We start from the raw sequence: 18,583 nt of genomic DNA, 5'->3' as shown, positions 1-18,583 counted from the left end.
CACGCCCGGATCGCCGACGGACCCACCGGCTCGGTTCTGCGCCGCGATTGCGGCAAGACTCCGACCCGGCACCTGGTTTAACTGGCTGTCCCGCCGCGGCAAGTCGCCGCCGCGGATAACAGCCTCAGTGTTCCACGACGGTGGTGAACCGTCCCTCACCCCGCATGACGGCGGTGAAGGCCCCTGGCTCGTGGATATTGAAGACGATGATCGGCAGCTTGTTCTCGCGGCAAAGCGAGATCGCCGCTGCATCCATCACCGCGAGGTCGCGCGCCAGCATGTCGAGATAGGTCAGCGTGACATAGCGCTCGGCCTGCGGGTTCTTGCGCGGGTCGGCGGCGTAGACGCCATCGACCTGGGTTCCCTTGAACAGAGCGTCGCATTGCATCTCGGCGGCCCGCAGTGCCGCGGCGGTATCGGTGGTGAAGAAGGGATTGCCCGTGCCGGCGGCGAAGATCACCACCCGTCCCTTCTCCATGTGCCGCATGGCACGGCGGCGGATATAGGGCTCGCAGACCGACTGCATGGCGATGGCACTCTGCACCCGCGTCGGCACCCCGGCCTTCTCCAGCGCGGACTGCATGCCCAACGCGTTCATCACGGTGGCCAGCATGCCCATGTAGTCGGCCTGGGCCCGGTCCATCCCGGCGGCGGCGCCGGCAATGCCGCGAAAGATGTTGCCCCCGCCGATCACCATGCAGACCTCGACGCCAAGCGCTATGGCGCCCTGCACGTCCTCGGCGATGCGGCGGCAGGTATGGGTGTCGAGGCCATACTCCCCATCGCCCATCAGTGCCTCGCCGGACACCTTGAGCATGACACGCTTGTAGCTGGGCGGATGGCTCATTGGGGGACCGTCACGGCAAGCGGGTGAAGATAGGCAGCCACCTACACCCGGGCAAGCACCGGAATCAACAAGGAGGCGAGAGGCGCCGGCCGGTTTCGCGGCAGGGCACCATGCCCTTCCCGGGTGCGGCACCCGGGAAGGGCATGCGTCTCAGGCCGGGCCGGTGCCGGCCGCGGCCGCAACCTCGGCGGCGAAGTCGGGGCCGACCGGCTTGTCGATCCCCTCGCCGAGCTGGAAGCGGGCGAAGCCGGTCAGGTTGCCGCCGGCCTTCTTGACCACCGCCTTCACCCGGCTCTCGCCGTCATGCACCCAGACCTGCTCCAGCAGCACCACTTCCTCGTAGTACTTGCGGATCCGGCCCTCGACCATCTTCTCAATGATCGCCTCGGGCTTGCCCGACGCGCGGGCCTGCTCGGAGAGCACGGCCTTCTCGCGCTCAAGCGCCGAGGGGTCGACTACCGAGATGTCGAGCGCCTCGGGCCGGGTGGCCGCGACATGCATGCCGATCTGCCGGCCGAGCTGCTCCAGCGCCGCGATCTCCGAGGAGCCTTCGAGCGCCGCCAGCACGCCGATCTTGCCAAGACCCGGCTTGATGGCGTTGTGGGTATAGGTTGCCACCACGCCCTCATTGACCTCCAGCCGCTTGGCACGGCGGATGGTCATGTTCTCGCCGATCGTGGCGATCAGCCGGGTCAGCTCCTCGGCCACCGAATGGCGGGTCCCGGGGAATGGCGCAGCCTTGATCCTTTCGATATCGTCGCCGACCGAGAGGATGAGCCCGGCGACCTCGGAGACGAAGTTCTGGAACTGCTCGTTGCGGGCGACGAAGTCGGTCTCCGCATTCACCTCGACCATCGAGGCGCAGTTCGGCGCACTGGCAACGCCGACCAGGCCTTCCGCGGCGACGCGGCCGGACTTCTTGGCAGCGGCCGAAAGGCCCTTCTTCCGCAGCCAGTCGATCGCCGCTTCCATGTCGCCGCCGGATTCCACCAGCGCCTTCTTGCAATCCATCATGCCGGCACCGGTCTTATCGCGGAGATCGCGGACCAGCAGGGCGGTGACTTCGGCCATGGGTATCTCCCGTGTCCTAAATTCGTTCGACGCGATCAGGCCTGGGTCGACTGGCTGCCGTCCTCAGGGGCGGCCTGGACCAGCGCCTCGAGGCTGCCGGCATCGAGGCCGGCCGTCGGGCTGGACTGGGCATCCTCGAGCACCGGCTCGCCGGCCAGCTCGGCCGGGGTCAGGTCGGGGGCGAGCAGGTCGTCCTCGCCCGGCAGTTCCTCGGTCGCGCCGAGATCGACGCCGCTGGCCTGCAGCTCGGCCGAGATGCCGTCGAAGACTGCGCCGGCGACCATGTCGCAGTAGAGATTGATGGCGCGGATGGCGTCATCGTTGCCCGGGATCGGGAAGGCGACGCCCTGGGGATCGGCATTCGAGTCGACCACGGCAACCACCGGGATGCCGAGCTTGTTGGCTTCCTCGATCGCCAGCTTCTCCTTCACCACGTCAATGACGAAGATGATGTCGGGCAGGCCGCCCATTTCCTTGATACCGCCGAGGGCGCGGTCGAGCTTCTCCTTCTCGCGCGTCAGCATCAGGATCTCTTTCTTGGTGAGACCGGTGATGTTGCCGCCGAGCTGCTCCTCCATCTGCTTCAGGCGCTTGATGGAGCCGGTGATCGTCTTCCAGTTGGTCAGCATGCCGCCGAGCCAGCGGTGGTTGACGTAGTACTGGCCGCACTTGGTCGCGGCCTCGGCCACGTACTCGGCGGCAGCCTTCTTGGTGCCGACGAAAAGCACGCGACCGCCGGCGGCGACGACGTCGCGAACGGCGCGCAGCGCGCGATCCATCATCGGCACGGTCTGCTGCAGGTCGAGGATATGGACCTGGTTGCGCACGCCGAAAATGTACGGCGCCATGCGCGGGTTCCAGCGCCGCGTGTGGTGGCCGAAATGCACGCCGGCCTCGAGCAGCACGCGCAGGGAAACCTGTGGCATCGCCATGGGGCGAAATCCTTCCAATCGTCCGGTTGAGCCTCCGTGGCGCATCCCGGGATGTCTCCCCGGACCGGACCCTGCCACGAAGGAAGGGCGCGCCACGTGCGAATTTGCCGCGCGCCGGGAGGGTCCCGACGGCGACGGCGGGCATATGGCATGCACCGCCGACGAGGGCAAGGCGCGCGACGGCCTGCCCTTCCCTTTGCACGTCCCTCATATCGACCGTCCGGTATTTCGTCCCTCAGGTCGACCGTCCGGTATTTGCAGCAGGCGACCACGGAGCATCCTGGCGCGGCGAGCCGCGCGGCCATCCCGGGACACTAGAGCAAGGCCAGCAGCACCAGCGTCACGTTAACCCGGAACCAGGCGGTCGAGGGCCTGCCGTCCGGCCTCGCCTGGGACGGCCCGGCGCCGATCCCTTCCGTTTCCTTCGCCCCGCCGACTCCTTCGCCCCGTCGGACGTGGCGACGTCGTCACTGCTGGTCGGTGGCGCCGAGGGCCGCTTCGAGCTCCTGATGACCGGGTTCGGCGCAGGCCTGCGGGCAGGCATGGACCTGCTGGCGGTCGACGGGCTGCACCCGGACGAGGCCAGCTTCGCGGTCGGGGCGCAGCCGCGGTTCGTCCGCGCCATGACGAGCCACATCCTAGCCTGGGGCGGCGATGGCGGCGCCGCGGGCAGAATCATCCAGATCGCGCTGCTTCGCGACGGAACCGGCGTCACCGCCGAGGATTTTATGATCATCGCCTGATATGACCGCCTCGGTCAGTCCGGGCGAAGTCCTCATGGATGGTTCGGCAGCGCGCGTCTGTCATGGCGCCCCGGCCGTCAGGAGGATTCAAGAACAAGACTTGCCAGTCCCCCGGGGTTTCGACGCAACGCGGCCAGTTCCGGATCGGCGTGTCCGATCACTACGTCGAGTTGAGCATCACTGCATTCCGAGGGACTGATACCGATGAAAGTTACGACCGGCACCCGCATCGTCCTTCGCGCGGATGTTGCCGCCCCTTGGTGGACGCCCCCCGTCATCCTGGCCCTTGCCATCTCCGCAGCGCTGGTCTTTGCCCCCTACCCGCCGCTGCAGGATTTCGCAGAATGGGCCTACCAGGGCGCGCTGCTGGCGCGGATGATCCTCGGCCTCGGCACGCCTGAGGTTTCGCTCGTCACCCATCCGGTGCCGAACAGCTTGGCTCAGGCGCTGCTCGGCCTGCTCTCGCTGGTGCTGCCGGCCACCCTGGCGGCGCGGGTCTTTCTGCTGGGGTTGCTCGGCGCCGGGCTGTCGGTGGCCCTGGCACTGGCCCGGCAGCGCCAGCCGGCCGCGGGCGGGGCCTTCGCGGTTGTGCTGCTGGTCTCGGTCTTCGGCAACACCCCATTCTGGAACGGTTACGTCAACTATCAGTTGGCGCTTCTGCTACTCGCAGCCTGGTTCGTGCTGCCCCCGGCGCGCCGGGCGGAGGCTTGGCCAATCGTCGGTTTCGGGCTGCTGATTTTCTTCTCCCATGCCGCGGTCTTTGCCGCCTTCTGCGTCCTGGTCGGGGTGCGCGGGCTGCTGCGGCGCCGGATCCGCGCGGCGGTCCTGGGCCTGACACCGGCGCTGCTGCTCACCGCCTGGTATGTCCTGGCTTCGCCGCCGGAACCGGCCGAAGCGGATGCCGCGCTCGGCGGGCCCGGCGCCTTCCTGGCCTACAAGGCCTATACGGTTGCCAAGCTTGGCCCCTACCACAATTTCGTCTTTGCCACCGGCGGCGACGAGATCCTGCGGCCGGCGCTGTACTGGGCCGGGACGCTGGTGAACCTGGTCTATGCCGCGGGACTTCTCGGGATGCTCGGCTTTGGCCTTTGGCGCGGCAGGCGCGACCGGGTCCTTTCCGCCTCCGTGCTCATCGCCTCGTTGGTGCTGCTCCTCGGCTTCGTTGCCCTGCCGCGTGTGGCGCAGCACGTCATCAACCCGGGCGAGCGGCTGTTGATCCCCGGCGTGCTGATGCTGCTGCTGGCGGTGCCGCTATCGGCCCGCGTGCTGCGGCCGCTGGCCGTGCTGGGCGGACTGGCCCTGGCGGCCAACCTGCTGGTACTGGCGACTCCCAGCGAGCTCTGGGCGAAGCCTGTGCATTTCCGCGACATGGCGGCGATGGGCGGCGCGAGGGCGATGTTCCGCCACCGGCCGACCTCCTTTGCCTGCAAGTGGGAGGAATTGCGGCACAGCGAGAAGACCGGCGAGGCGCCGCGGCTGCCGATCTCCTTCCGCACCAGCCTGCTGCAGACCACGGCGCCGCCCTTCGATTGCCCGGTGCCGGGCGGCGATCAGGATCGGCCGCGGGAGGGCGCGGACGCGCGGGCGCCAGGGTCGGCCGTGAAGTCCGGCGGCTGACGCGGGCCGGCGGTCAGACCGGCTCCACCTCGACGACGCCGGGCAATACCTTCATCGCCTGCATCATGCGGGGCGAAACGTTGAAGCCGCCCGGCAGCGCCAGTTCCACCTCTTGCCCCTGGCCGGTGCGGGCCACCACCACCACGCGGCCGCGGCCGCGGCCTTCGCGGTTCAGCAGGTCGCGGATCGGGTTGACCGCGGCATCGCCCTCGAGCCAGAGCCGGAGCCCCTGCCCGACCTGCTGCGCCGCCTTCTCCAGCCCTTCCATGTCCTGCGCGGTCAGCCGCAGCATCTCGCCGTCCAGCCGCGCCTCGGCGGTGACCAGCACGGCTGTGCCCTCCGCCATCAGGTCGCGGGACCGCGACAGGACTTCGGAGAAGAGCGTCACCTCGTAGCTGCCGGCGGCGTCCGAGAGCGTGATCCAGGCCATTCGGCTGCCGGTCCGGGTCGGCCGTTCCTTGCTGCTGACCACCGTGCCGGCCAGCTTCAGCCGCGCTGCGCCGGCCCTGGCCCGCTCCTCGATCTTCGTCGAGGGCGTGACGCCCAGCCGCTGCAGCACCGACCGGTAGGTGTCGAGCGGATGCGCCGAGAGGTGGAAGCCGACCGCCTCCGCCTCGTAGGACAGCTTCTCCAGCTGCGGCCAATCCGGCATCTCCGGCAGGCGCAGCGGCTCGGGCCGTGAATCCGCGCCGCCGAAGAGCGCGATCTGCGCGCTGGCGCGCTCCTCGGCCGCCGCTTGGGCGCGGCGGAGGATGACCTCGGCGCCGGCGACGAGCTTCGCCCGGTTCTTCTCCAGGCTGTCGAAGGCGCCGGCCTTGGCCAAGTTCTCGATCTGCATCTTGTTCAGCAGCTTCGGGTCGACCCGGTGGGCGAACTCGGCGACCGAGGCGAAGGGCCCCTTGGCATCCCGCGCCCGCACCAGGTCCTGCATGGCGGCGGCGCCGACGCGCTTCACCGCCGCCAGCGCGAAGCGGATCGCCGGCTTGCCGTCCTCGGTGGTTTCCACCAGGAATTCGGCGCCGGACTTGTTCACGTCGGGCGACAGGACGGGGATGCCGAGCCGGCTCGCCTCCTGCATATGGCCCGACAGCTTGTCGGTCTTGTCGAGGTCGAGGGTCATGGACGCCGCGATGAAGGCGACGGGATGGTTCGCCTTCAGCCAAGCGGTCTGGTAGCTGACCAGGGCATAGGCCGCGGCGTGCGACTTGTTGAAGCCGTACTCCGCGAACTTCGCCATCATGTCAAAGATTTCGGTGGCCTTGGCGGGCTCGATGCCGTTCTTCACCGCGCCTTCGGTGAAGATGGCGCGCTGCTGCTCCATCTCCTTGGCGATCTTCTTGCCCATGGCGCGCCGCAGCAGGTCGGCGCCGCCGAGCGAATAGCCGGCGAGCTCCTGGCTGATCTGCATCACCTGCTCCTGGTAGACCATGATCCCGTAGGTCTCGGCCAGGATGGGATGGATCTTCGGGTGCGGGCTCTCCCAGGGCTCGCCATGCTTGCGCTGGCAGTAGGCGGGGATATTGGCCATCGGCCCGGGACGGTAGAGCGAGACCGCGGCGATCAGGTCCTCGAAGCGGTCGACGCGCATCTGCCGCAGGCAGTCGCGCATGCCAGCGCCTTCGAACTGGAACACCCCGGCGGCATCGCCGCGGCGGAGCATCTCGTAGGTCCTGGCGTCGTCGAGCGGCAGGGTGGCCAGGTCGATCTCGACCCCCTGCCCCTTGAGGATCGCCAGCGCCTTCTCGATCACCGTCAGGGTCTTCAGGCCGAGGAAGTCGAACTTCACCAAGCTGGCCTGCTCGACATACTTCATCGAGTACTGGGTGATCAGCATGTCGGCCCGCGGGTCGCGGTAGAGCGGGACGATCTCGATCAGCGGCTTGCGGCCGATCACCACGCCCGCGGCATGGGTCGATGCGTTGCGGTAGAGGCCCTCGAGCTGGTTGGCGATCTCCAGCAGCCGGTGGATCTGCTCGTCACTGTCGCGCAGCTGCTGCAGCCGCGGCTCGCCCTCGATCGCCTGGGCCAGGGTCACCGGCTTGGCGGGATTGAAGGGGATCAGCTGGGCGACGCGGTCCACCTGGCCATAGGGCAGGCCGAGCACGCGGCCGACGTCGCGCACCGCGGCCTTGGCCTGCAGCTTGCCGAAGGTGATGATCTGCGCGACCCGGTCGGCCCCGTATTCGCGGCGGACGTAGTTGATCACCTCGTCGCGGCGGTCCTGGCAGAAATCGATGTCGAAGTCCGGCATCGACACGCGCTCTGGGTTCAGGAAACGCTCGAACAGCAGGCCGAAGCGCAGCGGGTCGAGGTCGGTGATCGCCAGTGCCCAAGCGGCGACCGAGCCCGCGCCCGAGCCGCGGCCGGGGCCGACGGGTATGGTCTGTGCCTTGGCCCATTGGATGAAGTCGGCGACGATCAGGAAGTAGCCGGAGAAGCCCATCTGCTCGATGACGCCGAGCTCGTAATCGAGCCGGGTGCGGTATTCGGCGCGCGCCGCTTCCGCCATCCCAAGCGTGTCGAGCCGCTGTTCGAGCCCGCGCTTCGCCATGTCGCGCACCGTCTCGGCCTCGGTCATCCCCGGCATGACCTTGGGGCAGACCGGCAGCTCGGGCTTCTTCCCCTCGGCCATCACCGCGCAGCGGCGGGCGATGGCCAGGGTATTGTCGCAGGCGTCCGGCAGGTCGGCGAAGAGCTCCCGCATCGCTGCGGCCGGCTTGAACCAGTGCTCGGCGGTGACGCGGCGGCGGTCCTCCTCGGCCAGGGTCCGGCCCTCGGCGATGCAGAGCAGCGCGTCATGCGCCTCGTGCATCGCCGGCGTGGCGAAGTAGACGTCGTTGGCGGCGACGATCGGCAGGCCGAGCTCGTCGGCCAGCGCCAGCATGGGCGGCTCGATCGCCCGCTCGATGTCGAGGCCATGCCGGTTCAGCTCGACCGCCAGGCGGTCGGGGAAGGCCGCGGCCAGGCGGCGCAGCAGCGCCTCGGCCGGGGCGCGGCGGCCTTCGGCCAGCAGCCGGCCGATCGGCCCAAAGGTCCCGCCGGTCAGGAGGAAGATGCCCTCGGCATGTTCCTCGAGCGTCCTGAGCGTCAGGCAGGGACGGCCGGAGGCGTCGCTGGCGAGGAAGCTGCGGGACGAGAGGCGCTGCAGGTTGTCTAGGCCGCGCGCATCCATGGCCAGGGCGACAATCGGGTCGGGCGGCTGCCGCTCGGCCTCCGGCCGGTCGTCACTGGCGGTGCGGGAGAGAAAGAGCTGGCAGCCCATGATCGGCTGGATGCCCTTGCCCGAGCACCCCTGGGAGAACTCCAGCCCGCCGAAAAGGTTGGCGCTGTCGGTCAGCGCCACCGCCGGCATCCCGGCATCCTTCGCCAGGGCAGCGAGCTTTTCCGCCTTGATGGCGCCTTCGCTCAGCGAATAGCTGGAATGGGCATGGAGGTGGACGAAGCTGCCGGCCGAGTCGCTCATCCGCGCAGTCTAGCACGGCGGCGCCGGCCCCGGCATGCTGCGGCCCATGCCGGACAGACAGCAGGGGGCGGACCGCCGCACCATCGCCGCGGGGGTGCTCGCCATGGTGCTGCTGAGCGGCAATTTCGTCGCCTCCCGCCATGGCCTGGCGAATGGCCTCGCGGTCGCCGACCTGGTGCTGCTGCGTACTGCCTTCGCGGGGCTGGTGCTGGGCGGGGTGCTATGGCGGGTGGGGCCGGGCGGCCTGCCGCTGGGGCGCGCGGCCGTGCTGACCCTGCTGGCCGGCGCCCCCTATTTCCTGCTCTGCGCGGCGGCGGTGCAATACGCCCCGGCGACGCATGCCTCGATCCTCAACCCCGGCGGGACGATGCTTTTCGCCCCCTTGCTCGGCTGGTGGGTGCTGCGACAGGCGCCGGAGATCGGCGTGCGCATCGGCCTCTTCATCCTGACCGCCGGGCTGTTGCTGATCGGCGGCGCCAGCCTAGCGGAGGGCGGCGACCAGGCCTGGATGGGCGACCTGATGCTGCTCTTCAGCGGGCTGATCTGGGCGTTGTACGGCGTGCTGATGCGGCATTGGCAAGTCCCCGGCGCGCGGGCGGCGGCGGTGGTCGGGACCGTCTCGCTGCTCTGGGTGCCGCTGCATCTCGGCGTTTTCGGCCTGGGCGGGATTCCCGACCATCCCGCGGAAGCGATGGTCCAGGCGGCCTACCAGGGCGTGATCTCGGGCGGGGTGGCGGTGCTGCTCTACAGCCGGGCGGTGGCGCTGCTCGGTCCGGCGCGCGGCGCGCTGCTGCCGCCGATGGTCCCGGCGCTCGGCGTCTTCTGGGCCTGGCTGCTGCTGGGGGAGGCGGTGACGATGACGCAGGTGGCAGGGATGGTCCTGGTGATCATCGGCATGCTCTGCGGCGCGCTCTGGCGCGGCCCGGCAGTGCGCCAGCGCACAGACCCTGCGCGCGAGGCTGCCTAATCAGCTCGCATGCACCATACGGAGACGCCACCGATGCCTCGCCTGCCGCTGCTGTTTCTTGCCACCGCCGCCTTCTGCCTGGTCTGCGGGGTCGGCATGGGGATCGCCATGGGCATGGCGCATGACTTCCACCTGGCACCGGTGCATGCCCACCTGAACCTGCTCGGCTGGACCTCGCTGGCGCTGATGGGGCTGACCTACCGGGCCTGGCCGGAACTGGCGGCGCGGCCGGGGCCGGCGCTGGCGCAGTACGGACTCTCGGCCGCCGCCGCGCTGGCCTTCCCCTTCGGCATCTGGCTGTCGATCGAGCACCAGCAGCCGGGCCTGGCAATCGGCGCGGCGATGGTCTGGATGGCCGGGGCGCTGCTGTTCCTGGCGCGGCTGGTGCTGCTGCTGGTGAAGGGAGCGCCCAAGCCGGCGCGGCCCCGCATGGGAATGGTCGCGGCGGAGTAGCTCATCCGGCGTCGCGCGTCGCAACCGACCCGGCTGCGCTGCGCGCGCCCTCCCGCAACGCGGTCAACTCGGCATGACAGGCGTGCGCGGCATTGTTGCGCAGGTTCAGCGGCGCGTGCGGTTCGGTGATCAGGCTGCCCTCCACCGTCCAGGCAGCGTCATGCGGCACGACCACCACCCGCCCATGCTCGGCCATCTATTCGGAAAGCTGCCGTTCTCCGGATCGACCGAAGGTCACCTTCCCGCCCTTCCCTGTAGCGCGAAGGGCAATCCCGAGGCGCCGCGCCAGCAGGACACCGAGGGTAGGCGAAGGGTCGAAGCGGCGGAATTGCCGCCAAGACGACTGCCGAGAATGCGGGACCGCAGCGTCCCCTGGCCGGCTGGCCGTCCTTGGTGCGCAGCCGCCGTGGCGCGATCCCGACATAGGCCAGGCGAAACGCTTCACGCTGCTGGTCGGCGGCGACCGGAACGCAGTCCGGCAAGCCGCGGAAGTACCGGGCGTACAGCCGAGGCACCGGTGGAAGCAGCGCGACCAGGCCTCGCGCCTGCTGGCGATCGAGCAGCGGCGCGACGCACGTCAGATTGTGCAGATCCCATGCGGTGTCGTCGGCGATCCTCAAGCCTCGACCACCCGCCCCTCCCGCAGCGTCACCACCCGGTCCATCCGCGCCGCGAGGTCCGGGTTGTGGGTGGCGATCAGCGCGGCCAGGCCCTGGCCGCGCACCGCGGCCAGCAATTCCTCGAAGACCAGCCCGGCGGTGCCGACATCGAGGTTCCCGGTGGGCTCGTCGGCCAGCAGGATACGCGGCGCATTGGCCAGCGCCCGGGCGATCGCCACCCGCTGCTGCTCGCCGCCCGAGAGGCGGCCGGGGCGGTGGTCTTCGCGCCCGGTCAGGCCGAAGCTGCCGAGCAACGCCCGCGCCCTGCCCCTCGCCGCGCCACGCGCCGTGCCGGCGGCGAGTTGCGGCAGCACCACGTTCTCTTCCGCGGTGAACTCGGGCAGCAGGTGGTGAAACTGGTAGACAAAGCCGATGGTGGTGCGGCGGATCGCGGTACGGTCGGCATCCGACAGCGTACCGGCGGCGTGGCCGCCGACGAACACCTCACCCGCATCCGGCCGCTCCAGCAGCCCGGCCAGGTGCAGCAGCGTCGACTTGCCGGTGCCGGAGGGCGCGACGAGCGCGACGATCTCGCCGGCCTGCAAGGCCAGTTCCGCCCCGCGCAGGACCGGCAGCTCGCCCGCCTCGGTGCGGTAGCGCCGCTCCACCGCCGCGAGGCGCAATGCCGGGACCGTCTCACTCATTCCGCAGCGCCTCCACCGGGTCCAGCCGGGCCGCCCGCCAGCTCGGGATCAAGGTCGCCAGCAGAGACAGCAGCAGGCCGAGCCCGACCACCTGCGCCACCTCGGCCGGGTCCACCACCGCGGGTATGCGGGTGAGGAAGTAGATCTCCGGGTCGAAAACCGTGGTGCCGGTGACCGCCATCAGCCCCTGCCGGATGCTCTCGATATTGGCGCAGAAGACCAGCCCGATGCCGAAGCCGGCCAGCGTGCCGATGCCGCCCACCGCGGCCCCGCAGAGCAGGAAAATCCGCAGGACCGCCCCCCTGCCCGCCCCCATGGTGCGCAGGATGGCGATGTCCCGCCCCTTGTCCTTCACCAGCATCGTCAACGAGGAGACGATGTTGAAGGCGGCGACGAGGATGATCAGCGTCAGGATCAGGAACATGACGTTCCGCTGCACCTGCACTAGCTGGAAGAAGCCGCTGTTCGCGTCCTGCCAGTCGGCGATCCGCAGCGGCCGGTCGGCCAGCGCCCGGCGGATGGCACGGGCGGCGGCGTCCGACTCGTCCGGGTTGCGCAGGTGCACCTCGATCTGGCTGACGGCGTTCGGCAGTTGGAAGAACAGCTGTGCCGCGGCCAGCGGCAGGAAGACGAAGCCGCTGTCGTATTCCTGCATCCCGACCTCGAAGATCGCGGCAACCTTGTAGGCGCGCAGCCGCGGCACGGTGCCGAAGACGGTCACGCGGCCCTGTGGCGAGACCACGGTGACGCGGTCGCCGATCCCGACCTCAAGCCTGCGGGCGAGGCCGGCGCCGATGACGATCGCGTCGTCACCCTGGAAGGCTGCGAGATCGCCCGCCTTGATGTTGCCGGCGATGATCGGCCGGGTTTGCAGGTCCTCCGGCGCGATGCCGCGCACCAGGCCGCCGGCCGAGCCGCCGGCATCGGTGGTCAGCAGCACCTGGCCCTCGACCACCGGCGCGGCGCGCGCGACCTCCGGCAGGGCACGGATGCGTGCGGCGGCCGCCGCGTAGTCCGTCAGCGGGCCCTGCACCGCCGAGATGCCGAGATGCCCGTTCAGCCCGAGGATGCGGCCGAGCAGCTCCTGCCGGAAGCCGCCCATGACCGAGAGCACGACGATCAGCGTGGCGACTCCGAGCGCGATGCCGACCAGCGAGAAGCCGGCGATGACGGAGACGAAGCGCTCGCCCTTGCGCGCCCAGAGGTAGCGCGCGGCGACCGCGCGTTCGAAGGCGCCGAACATGTTCGCCTCAGCCATGCCGCAGCGCCTGGGCCGGGTCGATCCGCGCCGCCCGCCAGCTGGGATAGAGAGTCGCCAGCAACGAGAGGCCGAGGCCCATGGCCAGCACCGTCGCCACCTCGCGCGGCTCCACCACCGCCGGCAGCTGCGTCAGGAAGAGCAGCTCGGGGCGGAAGAAGGGCGTGCCTTCCAGCGCCAGCAGCCAGGCCCGCAGCACGTCGAAATTGGTAGCGATGCCGAGGCCGAGCGCAAAGCCAATCAAGGTCCCGCCGCAGCCGACGGTCGCGCCGCAGAGCAGGAAGATCCGCAGGATGGCGCCGCTGCCGGCGCCCATGGTGCGCAGGATGGCGATGTCGCGGCCCTTGTCCTTCACCAGCATGGTAAGGGAGGAGATGATGTTGAAGGCCGCCACCACCACGATCAGGGTCAGGATCAAGAACATCACGTTCCGCTCGACCACCACCGCGGCATAGATGCTGCTGTTGGCGCCCTGCCAGTCGGCGATCCGCAGCGGCTGGCCGGCCAGCGCGGCGCGCACCGCCACCGTCACCGGCGCCACCTGGGTCGGGTCGGCGACCAGCAGCTCGACCTGGCTGACGGCCTCGCCCAGGCCGAAGAACTCCTGCGCCGCTTGCAGCGGGATGAAAACCTGTCGGCTGTCGTATTCCGGCATGCCGATCTCGAACATTGCCACCACGCGGAAGCCGCGCTGCTTCGGCGCCACGCTGAAATCGGCGCCGCGGGCCTGCGGCAGGACCAGCGTGAGCCGGTCGCCGAGCCGCAGCCCCATCCGGCCGGCCAGGCGGATGCCGACCACCACCGTGTCCTCGCCGCCGAAATCGCCGAGGCTGCCGCGGCGGATCCCGCGCGCAATGACGGCACGGGCCCGCAGATCCTCCGGTGCGATGCCGCGCACCAGGCCGCCGCCCGCGCCGCCGGACTCGCCGGTCAGCAGCACCTGGCCCTCGACGGTGGGGGAGGCCTGCTCCACCCCCGGCAGGCCACGCAGCTTTGCCGCCAGCGCCGCATGGTCCGGCAGTGCACGGCCTTTTTCCGGCTGCACGGTCAGGTGCCCGTTCAGGCCGATGATCCGGCCGACAAGGTCCTGCCGGAAACCGTTCATGACCGCCATGACGATGATGAGCGCGGCAACGCCGAGGGCGATGCCGGCCAGCGAGAAGGCGGCGGTGACGGAGACGAAGCGCTCCCCCTTGCGGGCGCGCAGGTAGCGCCAGGCCACCATGCGCTCGAAGGCGCCGAACATCGGCGGACGGGTGCTCAGGCGCCCTTGATCCGGGCGATGGCATCCTCGGCGGAAAGCTCCACCCGCTCCCCGGTCGCGCGGCGCTTCAGCTCGACCATCCCGTTCGCCGCGCCGCGCGGGCCGATGATCGCCTGCCAGGGATAGCCGAGCAGGTCGGCATCGGCGAATTTCGCCCCGGCCCGGTCGGGCCGGTCGTCATAGACGGCATCCGGGTCGAAGGCGGCATAGACCCTCTCGGACAGCGCGTCGGCCGCGGCATCGCCAGGCTTCAGGTTCAGCACCGCGACCTTGAAGGGCGCAATGGAATCCGGCCATTTGATACCGGCCTCGTCGTGGTTGGCCTCGATGATGGCGCCGACCAGGCGGGAGACGCCGATACCGTAGCTGCCCATCTCCGGCACCACCGGCTTGCCGTCCGGCCCGCTGACCGAAAGCCCCATGGTCGCGCTGTACTTGGTGCCGAAATAGAAGATGTGGCCGATCTCGATGCCGCGGGCTGAGACCTGGCTCCCGACCGGGACCTGCGCCCAGGCGGCCGCGTCGTGCTTCTCGTCGGTCGCGGCGTAGCGGCTGGTCCAGAAGTCGACCGTGGCCGAGAGATCGCCCTCGTAGTCCACCGGCTTCGACAGCACGTCGAAATCCAGCAGGTCCTTGTGCAGGTAGACCTGGCTCTCGCCGGTCTCCGCCAGGATGAGGAATTCGTGGGAGAGGTTGCCGCCGATCGGCCCGGTATCGGCCTGCATCGGGATCGCCTTCAGCCCCATCAGCGCGAAGGTCCTGAGATAGGCAACGAACATCTGCCGGTAGCTCTTCTGCGCCCCCGCATAGTCGAGGTCGAAGGAATAGGCGTCCTTCATCAGGAACTCGCGGCCGCGCATGACGCCGAAGCGCGGGCGCACCTCGTCCCGGAACTTCCACTGGATGTGGTAGAGGTTGCGCGGCAAGTCGCGGTAGGACTTGGCGTAGGTGCGGAAGATGTCGGTGACCATCTCCTCGTTGGTCGGGCCGAAGAGCATCTCGCGGTCGTGGCGATCCTTCAGCCGCAGCATCTCCGGGCCATAGGCATCGTAGCGCCCGCTGGCGCGCCAGAGATCGGCGGTCTGGATCGTCGGCATCAGGATTTCCTGGGCACCGGCGGCGTCCTGCTCCTCGCGGACGATCTGCTCGACCTTCTGCAGCACCCGCCAGCCCAGCGGCAGCCAGGCATAGATGCCGGCGCTGGTCTGCCGGACCATGCCGGCGCGCAGCATCAGCCGGTGCGAGGCGATCTGCGCCTCGGCCGGGGTTTCCTTCAGCGTGGGCAGGAAGGCGCGGGACAGGCGCAAGGCGGACTCCTCGGGGGCACGGTCTGGCTTCCCTTTAGCCCGGAATCACGGCGACGGGGATGCCAAGCGCGTAGGAACCAAAAGGTCGGAAGCTTCCGCAATTTTCTTTCTTCGCTGCAGCGCAGCACGACCGAAGAAGAAAGAATTCGCTGGGCCGGTAGATGTTTCCACTTGGCGCCGGGCGACCGGTCCTGTAGACAAAAAAAGGGCCGCACCCGCTGGGTGCGGCCCGAGTTTAGGGAGGAAACGCCAGTCACACGGCAGAGAGAGGAACAACCCTCTCTCTGCAAGCATGGTGACGCGGAGACCGAACGCCGGACAACGGCAAAAGCTGCTGGAAAAGCGGAAAAAAACGGCTTCCAGGTGCAAACTGCTCAGGACGAAGGCGACATCAGCCAAAAGGCTGAAAAGTCGCTCATTTTTCCGGCAAGGCGAGCCAGCCAGACCGGAAGCTGAGCCAATCACTCTCCTCCAAAACATAGAACCCAAGCCACAAGACACAGGCGACAAGGGTGGTGATCGCCACCTTCCGCAGCATCCGCGGCCTTTCCGGCACCCCGCGCCAGCCGGTCGCCGAATCGCCGTCCGGATTCGGCTGCGTGCCGATCGGCAGGACCGCGAAGAAGGTCAGCCACCACAACAGGAAAAAGACGACGAGTCCGCTGGCCCAGCCCATGGGACACTCCGGATAGCGCGGATGGAGAGGGTGGCCGGACCGCCGCCCGGCCATGAGGCGGCGGGCCGCTAGACCCGCAGCAGGTGGACCTCGACATTCGGCCGCTTGCGCAGCCGCCGGCCGATCGCCTTCCGCAGCACGGAGCGCGCCGCCTCGCGCAGGGCGTCATCCTCCCGCCGCAGGCCGCTCGGCAGGTCGCCCACCGCCCGCGCCAGGTCGGCGGCGAGCTGGGCGCCGATATGGTCGTCACCGTCCAGCAGGCCGGGCGCCGAGACCTGCGGCGTGCCGAGCACCCGCCCCGCCTCGTCGACGGCGAAGGAGGCCATGACCACGCCGTTGAACAGCATGCGCTTGCGTGCGGCCAGAACCCCGCCGGTGATCGGCAGCAGGCGGCCGTTGTCGACCGCGAGGCGGCCGGTCGGCACGCCCTCGACCACGTCCGGCCGGCCGGGCGCGAGCTGGAGGACGTCGCCATCCTCGACTAGCACCGGGATAGCCTGGAGGTCCTTGGCCAGGGCGGCGTGTTCCGACAGGTGCCGCCACTCGCCATGCACCGGCACGGCGTATTTCGGCCGGACCAGCTGGTAGAGGCGCTTCAGCTCGTCCCGCGCCGGGTGGCCCGAGACATGGACCATGTGGTCGTCGGCAGTCATCACCTTGCAGCCGCGGCGCGCCAGCTGGTCCTGCAGCAGCAGGATCCCCCGCTCGTTCCCCGGGATCATGCGGGAGGAGAAGATGACCGTGTCGCCCTCCCCCAGTGCAATCTGCGGATGGGTATCGGCGCCGATCTTGGCCAGCGCCGAGCGCGGCTCGCCCTGGCTGCCGGTGCAGATCAGCAGGAGGTTGTCGTCGGGGATGAAGCCCGCCTCCTCCTCCGGCACATAGGGTGGGATGTCGCGGAGGTAGCCGCATTCCCGTGCCGCCGCCTCGGCATTGCGCAGGGACCGCCCGAACAGCGCGACCTGCCGCCCGGCCGCCATGGCCGCGCGGGTAATGCTCTCGACCCGCGCCACGTTGGTGGCGAAGCAGCTGACCGCGACCCGGCCCTTCAGGCTACGGATGATGGCGGTCAGGTTCCGCCGCACCTCGGCCTCGGAGCCGGAATGCCCCTCGACCAGCGCATTGGTCGAATCGCAGACCATGGCGAGGACGCCCTCCTCGCCCAGCCGGGCGAAGGCGGCCTCGTCGGTCGGCTCGCCGATCAGCGGCTCGGGGTCCAGCTTCCAGTCGCCCGTATGCACCACGATGCCGTGCCGGGTGCGGATGGCGACCGCCTGGGCTTCCGGCACCGAATGGGCGACGCGAAGGAATTCCAGGTCGAAATTCGGCAGCGTCAGCCGCCCGCCGAGCGGCACGGTAATGATCTTCGCCTCGCCCAGCAGCCCGGCCTCGCCGAGCTTCCGCCGCAGCACGGCGGTGACGAACGGCCCGGCATAGATCGGGCAGCGCAGCATGGGCCAGAGATGCGCCACGGCGCCGACATGGTCCTCGTGCGCATGGGTGATCACCAGCCCGACCAGCCGGTCCCGCCGCTCGGCGAGCCAGACGGGGTCCGGGACCATCACCTCGATTTCCGGGTTTTCCGGCCCGCCGAAGCCGATGCCGCAGTCGATGGCAAGCAGCTTGCCGTCACAGCGGTAGACGTTGAGGTTCATCCCGATCTCGCCGGTGCCGCCGAGGGGAATGAATGCGAGGTCACCGGCCGGATCGGGTCCGGCCGTCGTCATGTAATCGTCCATACCTGTCCCCAGGGCTGCGCCGGCCCCGAGCGGAGGCAGCCTGACCCTGGCCTTACTGTTGCAAGCGCGATGCAGGTTCCGGCCGCAGCCGCGGCAGGCGCCTGGCCTGCGGGGGTCGGGCCGGAAGCTGCCTCGCGCTCAGAGGGAGTCGCGCAGAACCGTCCTCTGCAAGGTGGGGACAGGATTGCGTTCCGCCAACAGGCGGAGCCCCTCCAGCGTGATATCGGGGTCAATCTTCTCGATGATCGTCGTGCCTTCCGAGAAAAGCGGGGCCAGGCCGCCGGTTGCGACCACTTTCAGATGTGCCTCGTACTCGGCCTGGATCCGGCCGACGATGCCCTCGATCAGGCCGACGTAGCCCCAATAGATGCCGGACTGCATGGCGGCCACCGTATCGCGGCCGATCACCGCCTGGGGTCGGCCGATGCCGATCCGCGGCAGCCGCGCCGCGGCCTGATGCAGCGCCTCGAGCGAGAGGTTGACCCCGGGGGCGATGACGCCGCCGAGATAGGCACCGTCCTTGTCGACCACGTCAAAGGTGGTGGCAGTGCCGAAATCGATGACAACCAGCGGCCCCTTGTAATGGTGGTGGGACGCCAGCGAGTTCAGCAGCCGGTCGGCGCCCACCTCCTGCGGCCGCTCCACCCGGATGTCGAAGCCCCAATCGACCGCGGCGCGGGCGATCAGCGGCTCGACCTGGAACCATTCGCGTGACAGCCGGCGCAGGTTGTAGAGCGCGGCGGGAACCACCGTGCCGATGACGCAGCGGTCGATCTCGGCGATCCTCAGGTTGCAATGCGTCAGCAGCGCCAGCAGCCAGACGGCATATTCGTCGGAGGTCCGGTCCGGCCGCGTCGCGATGCGCCAGCGACCGCGCCATTCCGTGCCGTCGTGCACGGCGAAGACCACGTTCGTGTTTCCTGCATCAATCGCGAGCAGCATG

General features: G+C 69.4%; 16 protein-coding genes. 4 read left to right on the top strand and 12 right to left on the bottom strand.

Annotated features, from left to right (window positions below; translation table 11 throughout):
- Positions 1 to 124: 124 nt before the first annotated feature.
- The 3 genes from pyrH to rpsB all read right to left on the bottom strand — a co-directional run bounded on the left by pyrH (position 125) and on the right by rpsB (position 2,850).
- Positions 125 to 847: a UMP kinase gene (gene pyrH, locus E2C06_RS03435; RefSeq protein WP_133287181.1), complete on the bottom strand. Its 723-nt coding sequence runs from the start codon at positions 845 to 847 to the stop codon at positions 125 to 127.
- A gap of 150 nt (positions 848 to 997) precedes the next feature.
- Entirely contained in the window at positions 998 to 1,918 is a 921-nt protein-coding gene (gene tsf / locus E2C06_RS03430; RefSeq protein ID WP_133287180.1) for a translation elongation factor Ts, read from the bottom strand.
- A gap of 35 nt (positions 1,919 to 1,953) precedes the next feature.
- The gene (rpsB, locus tag E2C06_RS03425) at positions 1,954 to 2,850 is read right to left on the bottom strand and encodes a 30S ribosomal protein S2 (RefSeq protein WP_133287179.1); all 897 of its coding nucleotides are present in this window, start codon (positions 2,848 to 2,850) and stop codon (positions 1,954 to 1,956) included.
- 455 nt (positions 2,851 to 3,305) lie between these two features.
- Between rpsB and E2C06_RS03420 the strand changes: the two genes are divergently transcribed.
- On the top strand, positions 3,306 to 3,593 hold the full coding sequence (locus E2C06_RS03420) for a hypothetical protein (RefSeq protein WP_133287178.1): 288 nt from the start codon (positions 3,306 to 3,308) through the stop codon (positions 3,591 to 3,593).
- A 204-nt stretch (positions 3,594 to 3,797) separates the two neighbouring features.
- Positions 3,798 to 5,210, top strand: a complete 1,413-nt coding sequence (locus E2C06_RS03415; RefSeq protein WP_133287177.1) for a hypothetical protein — start codon at positions 3,798 to 3,800, stop codon at positions 5,208 to 5,210.
- A gap of 13 nt (positions 5,211 to 5,223) precedes the next feature.
- Here E2C06_RS03415 and dnaE read toward each other — a convergent pair whose 3' ends face one another.
- Positions 5,224 to 8,673, bottom strand: coding sequence for a DNA polymerase III subunit alpha (gene dnaE, locus E2C06_RS03410; RefSeq protein ID WP_133287176.1), 3,450 nt, complete (start codon positions 8,671 to 8,673; stop codon positions 5,224 to 5,226).
- A gap of 46 nt (positions 8,674 to 8,719) precedes the next feature.
- Here dnaE and E2C06_RS03405 point away from each other — a divergent pair, with 46 nt between their 5' ends.
- Positions 8,720 to 9,640 carry a DMT family transporter gene (locus tag E2C06_RS03405; protein ID WP_165982189.1) on the top strand — a complete coding sequence of 307 codons (921 nt, stop codon included), beginning with the start codon at positions 8,720 to 8,722 and terminating at the stop codon, positions 9,638 to 9,640.
- A gap of 33 nt (positions 9,641 to 9,673) precedes the next feature.
- Positions 9,674 to 10,093 (top strand): hypothetical protein, encoded by a 420-nt coding sequence (locus tag E2C06_RS03400; RefSeq protein ID WP_133287174.1) that lies wholly within the window; start codon positions 9,674 to 9,676, stop codon positions 10,091 to 10,093.
- A gap of 1 nt (position 10,094) precedes the next feature.
- On the opposite strand, the gene E2C06_RS03395 is transcribed toward E2C06_RS03400, so the two are convergent.
- The 8 genes from E2C06_RS03395 to E2C06_RS03360 form a co-directional block, all read right to left on the bottom strand.
- The gene (locus E2C06_RS03395; RefSeq protein WP_133287173.1) at positions 10,095 to 10,289 is read right to left on the bottom strand and encodes a GIY-YIG nuclease family protein; all 195 of its coding nucleotides are present in this window, start codon (positions 10,287 to 10,289) and stop codon (positions 10,095 to 10,097) included.
- Positions 10,290 to 10,709: 420 nt separating this feature from the next.
- Positions 10,710 to 11,396, bottom strand: coding sequence for an ABC transporter ATP-binding protein (locus E2C06_RS03390; RefSeq protein ID WP_133287172.1), 687 nt, complete (start codon positions 11,394 to 11,396; stop codon positions 10,710 to 10,712).
- A complete protein-coding gene (locus E2C06_RS03385; RefSeq protein ID WP_133287352.1) occupies positions 11,389 to 12,639 on the bottom strand; it encodes a lipoprotein-releasing ABC transporter permease subunit in 1,251 nt (416 codons plus the stop codon). Before E2C06_RS03385 ends, E2C06_RS03390 begins: the two co-directional genes overlap by 8 nt.
- Positions 12,640 to 12,646: 7 nt before the next feature.
- Complete coding sequence (locus E2C06_RS03380) at positions 12,647 to 13,900, bottom strand: lipoprotein-releasing ABC transporter permease subunit (RefSeq protein WP_133287171.1); 1,254 nt, start codon at positions 13,898 to 13,900, stop codon at positions 12,647 to 12,649.
- A 14-nt stretch (positions 13,901 to 13,914) separates the two neighbouring features.
- Entirely contained in the window at positions 13,915 to 15,225 is a 1,311-nt protein-coding gene (proS, locus tag E2C06_RS03375; protein WP_133287170.1) for a proline--tRNA ligase, read from the bottom strand.
- A gap of 415 nt (positions 15,226 to 15,640) precedes the next feature.
- Positions 15,641 to 15,901: a DUF1467 family protein gene (locus E2C06_RS03370; protein ID WP_133287169.1), complete on the bottom strand. Its 261-nt coding sequence runs from the start codon at positions 15,899 to 15,901 to the stop codon at positions 15,641 to 15,643.
- A gap of 68 nt (positions 15,902 to 15,969) precedes the next feature.
- Positions 15,970 to 17,628, bottom strand: coding sequence for a ribonuclease J (locus E2C06_RS03365; protein ID WP_133287168.1), 1,659 nt, complete (start codon positions 17,626 to 17,628; stop codon positions 15,970 to 15,972).
- A gap of 150 nt (positions 17,629 to 17,778) precedes the next feature.
- A complete protein-coding gene (locus E2C06_RS03360) occupies positions 17,779 to 18,582 on the bottom strand; it encodes a type III pantothenate kinase (RefSeq protein ID WP_133287167.1) in 804 nt (267 codons plus the stop codon).
- Between the last annotated feature and the right edge of the window lies 1 nt (position 18,583).

The organism is Dankookia rubra, assembly GCF_004355005.1.
In the GTDB taxonomy this organism is placed as follows: Bacteria; Pseudomonadota; Alphaproteobacteria; order Acetobacterales; family Acetobacteraceae; genus Paracraurococcus; species Paracraurococcus ruber_A.
Note: the sequence above shows the minus strand (reverse complement) of the source record. Positions and strands in the feature narration are given on the sequence as shown.

What these genes read in the sequence shown, in the direction of transcription:
- E2C06_RS03390 (WP_133287172.1), bottom strand. Translation starts at nt 11,396, where the DNA reads ATGAGTGAGACGGTCCCGGCATTGCGCCTCGCGGCGGTGGAGCGGCGC.
- E2C06_RS03380 (WP_133287171.1), bottom strand. Translation starts at nt 13,900, where the DNA reads ATGTTCGGCGCCTTCGAGCGCATGGTGGCCTGGCGCTACCTGCGCGCC.
- E2C06_RS03370 (WP_133287169.1), bottom strand. Translation starts at nt 15,901, where the DNA reads ATGGGCTGGGCCAGCGGACTCGTCGTCTTTTTCCTGTTGTGGTGGCTG.
- rpsB (WP_133287179.1), bottom strand. Translation starts at nt 2,850, where the DNA reads ATGGCGATGCCACAGGTTTCCCTGCGCGTGCTGCTCGAGGCCGGCGTG.
- dnaE (WP_133287176.1), bottom strand. Translation starts at nt 8,673, where the DNA reads ATGAGCGACTCGGCCGGCAGCTTCGTCCACCTCCATGCCCATTCCAGC.
- E2C06_RS03395 (WP_133287173.1), bottom strand. Translation starts at nt 10,289, where the DNA reads ATGGCCGAGCATGGGCGGGTGGTGGTCGTGCCGCATGACGCTGCCTGG.
- E2C06_RS03365 (WP_133287168.1), bottom strand. Translation starts at nt 17,628, where the DNA reads ATGACGACGGCCGGACCCGATCCGGCCGGTGACCTCGCATTCATTCCC.
- E2C06_RS03415 (WP_133287177.1), top strand. Translation starts at nt 3,798, where the DNA reads ATGAAAGTTACGACCGGCACCCGCATCGTCCTTCGCGCGGATGTTGCC.
- E2C06_RS03405 (WP_165982189.1), top strand. Translation starts at nt 8,720, where the DNA reads ATGCCGGACAGACAGCAGGGGGCGGACCGCCGCACCATCGCCGCGGGG.
- pyrH (WP_133287181.1), bottom strand. Translation starts at nt 847, where the DNA reads ATGAGCCATCCGCCCAGCTACAAGCGTGTCATGCTCAAGGTGTCCGGC.
- E2C06_RS03400 (WP_133287174.1), top strand. Translation starts at nt 9,674, where the DNA reads ATGCCTCGCCTGCCGCTGCTGTTTCTTGCCACCGCCGCCTTCTGCCTG.
- E2C06_RS03385 (WP_133287352.1), bottom strand. Translation starts at nt 12,639, where the DNA reads ATGTTCGGCGCCTTCGAACGCGCGGTCGCCGCGCGCTACCTCTGGGCG.
- tsf (WP_133287180.1), bottom strand. Translation starts at nt 1,918, where the DNA reads ATGGCCGAAGTCACCGCCCTGCTGGTCCGCGATCTCCGCGATAAGACC.
- E2C06_RS03360 (WP_133287167.1), bottom strand. Translation starts at nt 18,582, where the DNA reads ATGCTGCTCGCGATTGATGCAGGAAACACGAACGTGGTCTTCGCCGTG.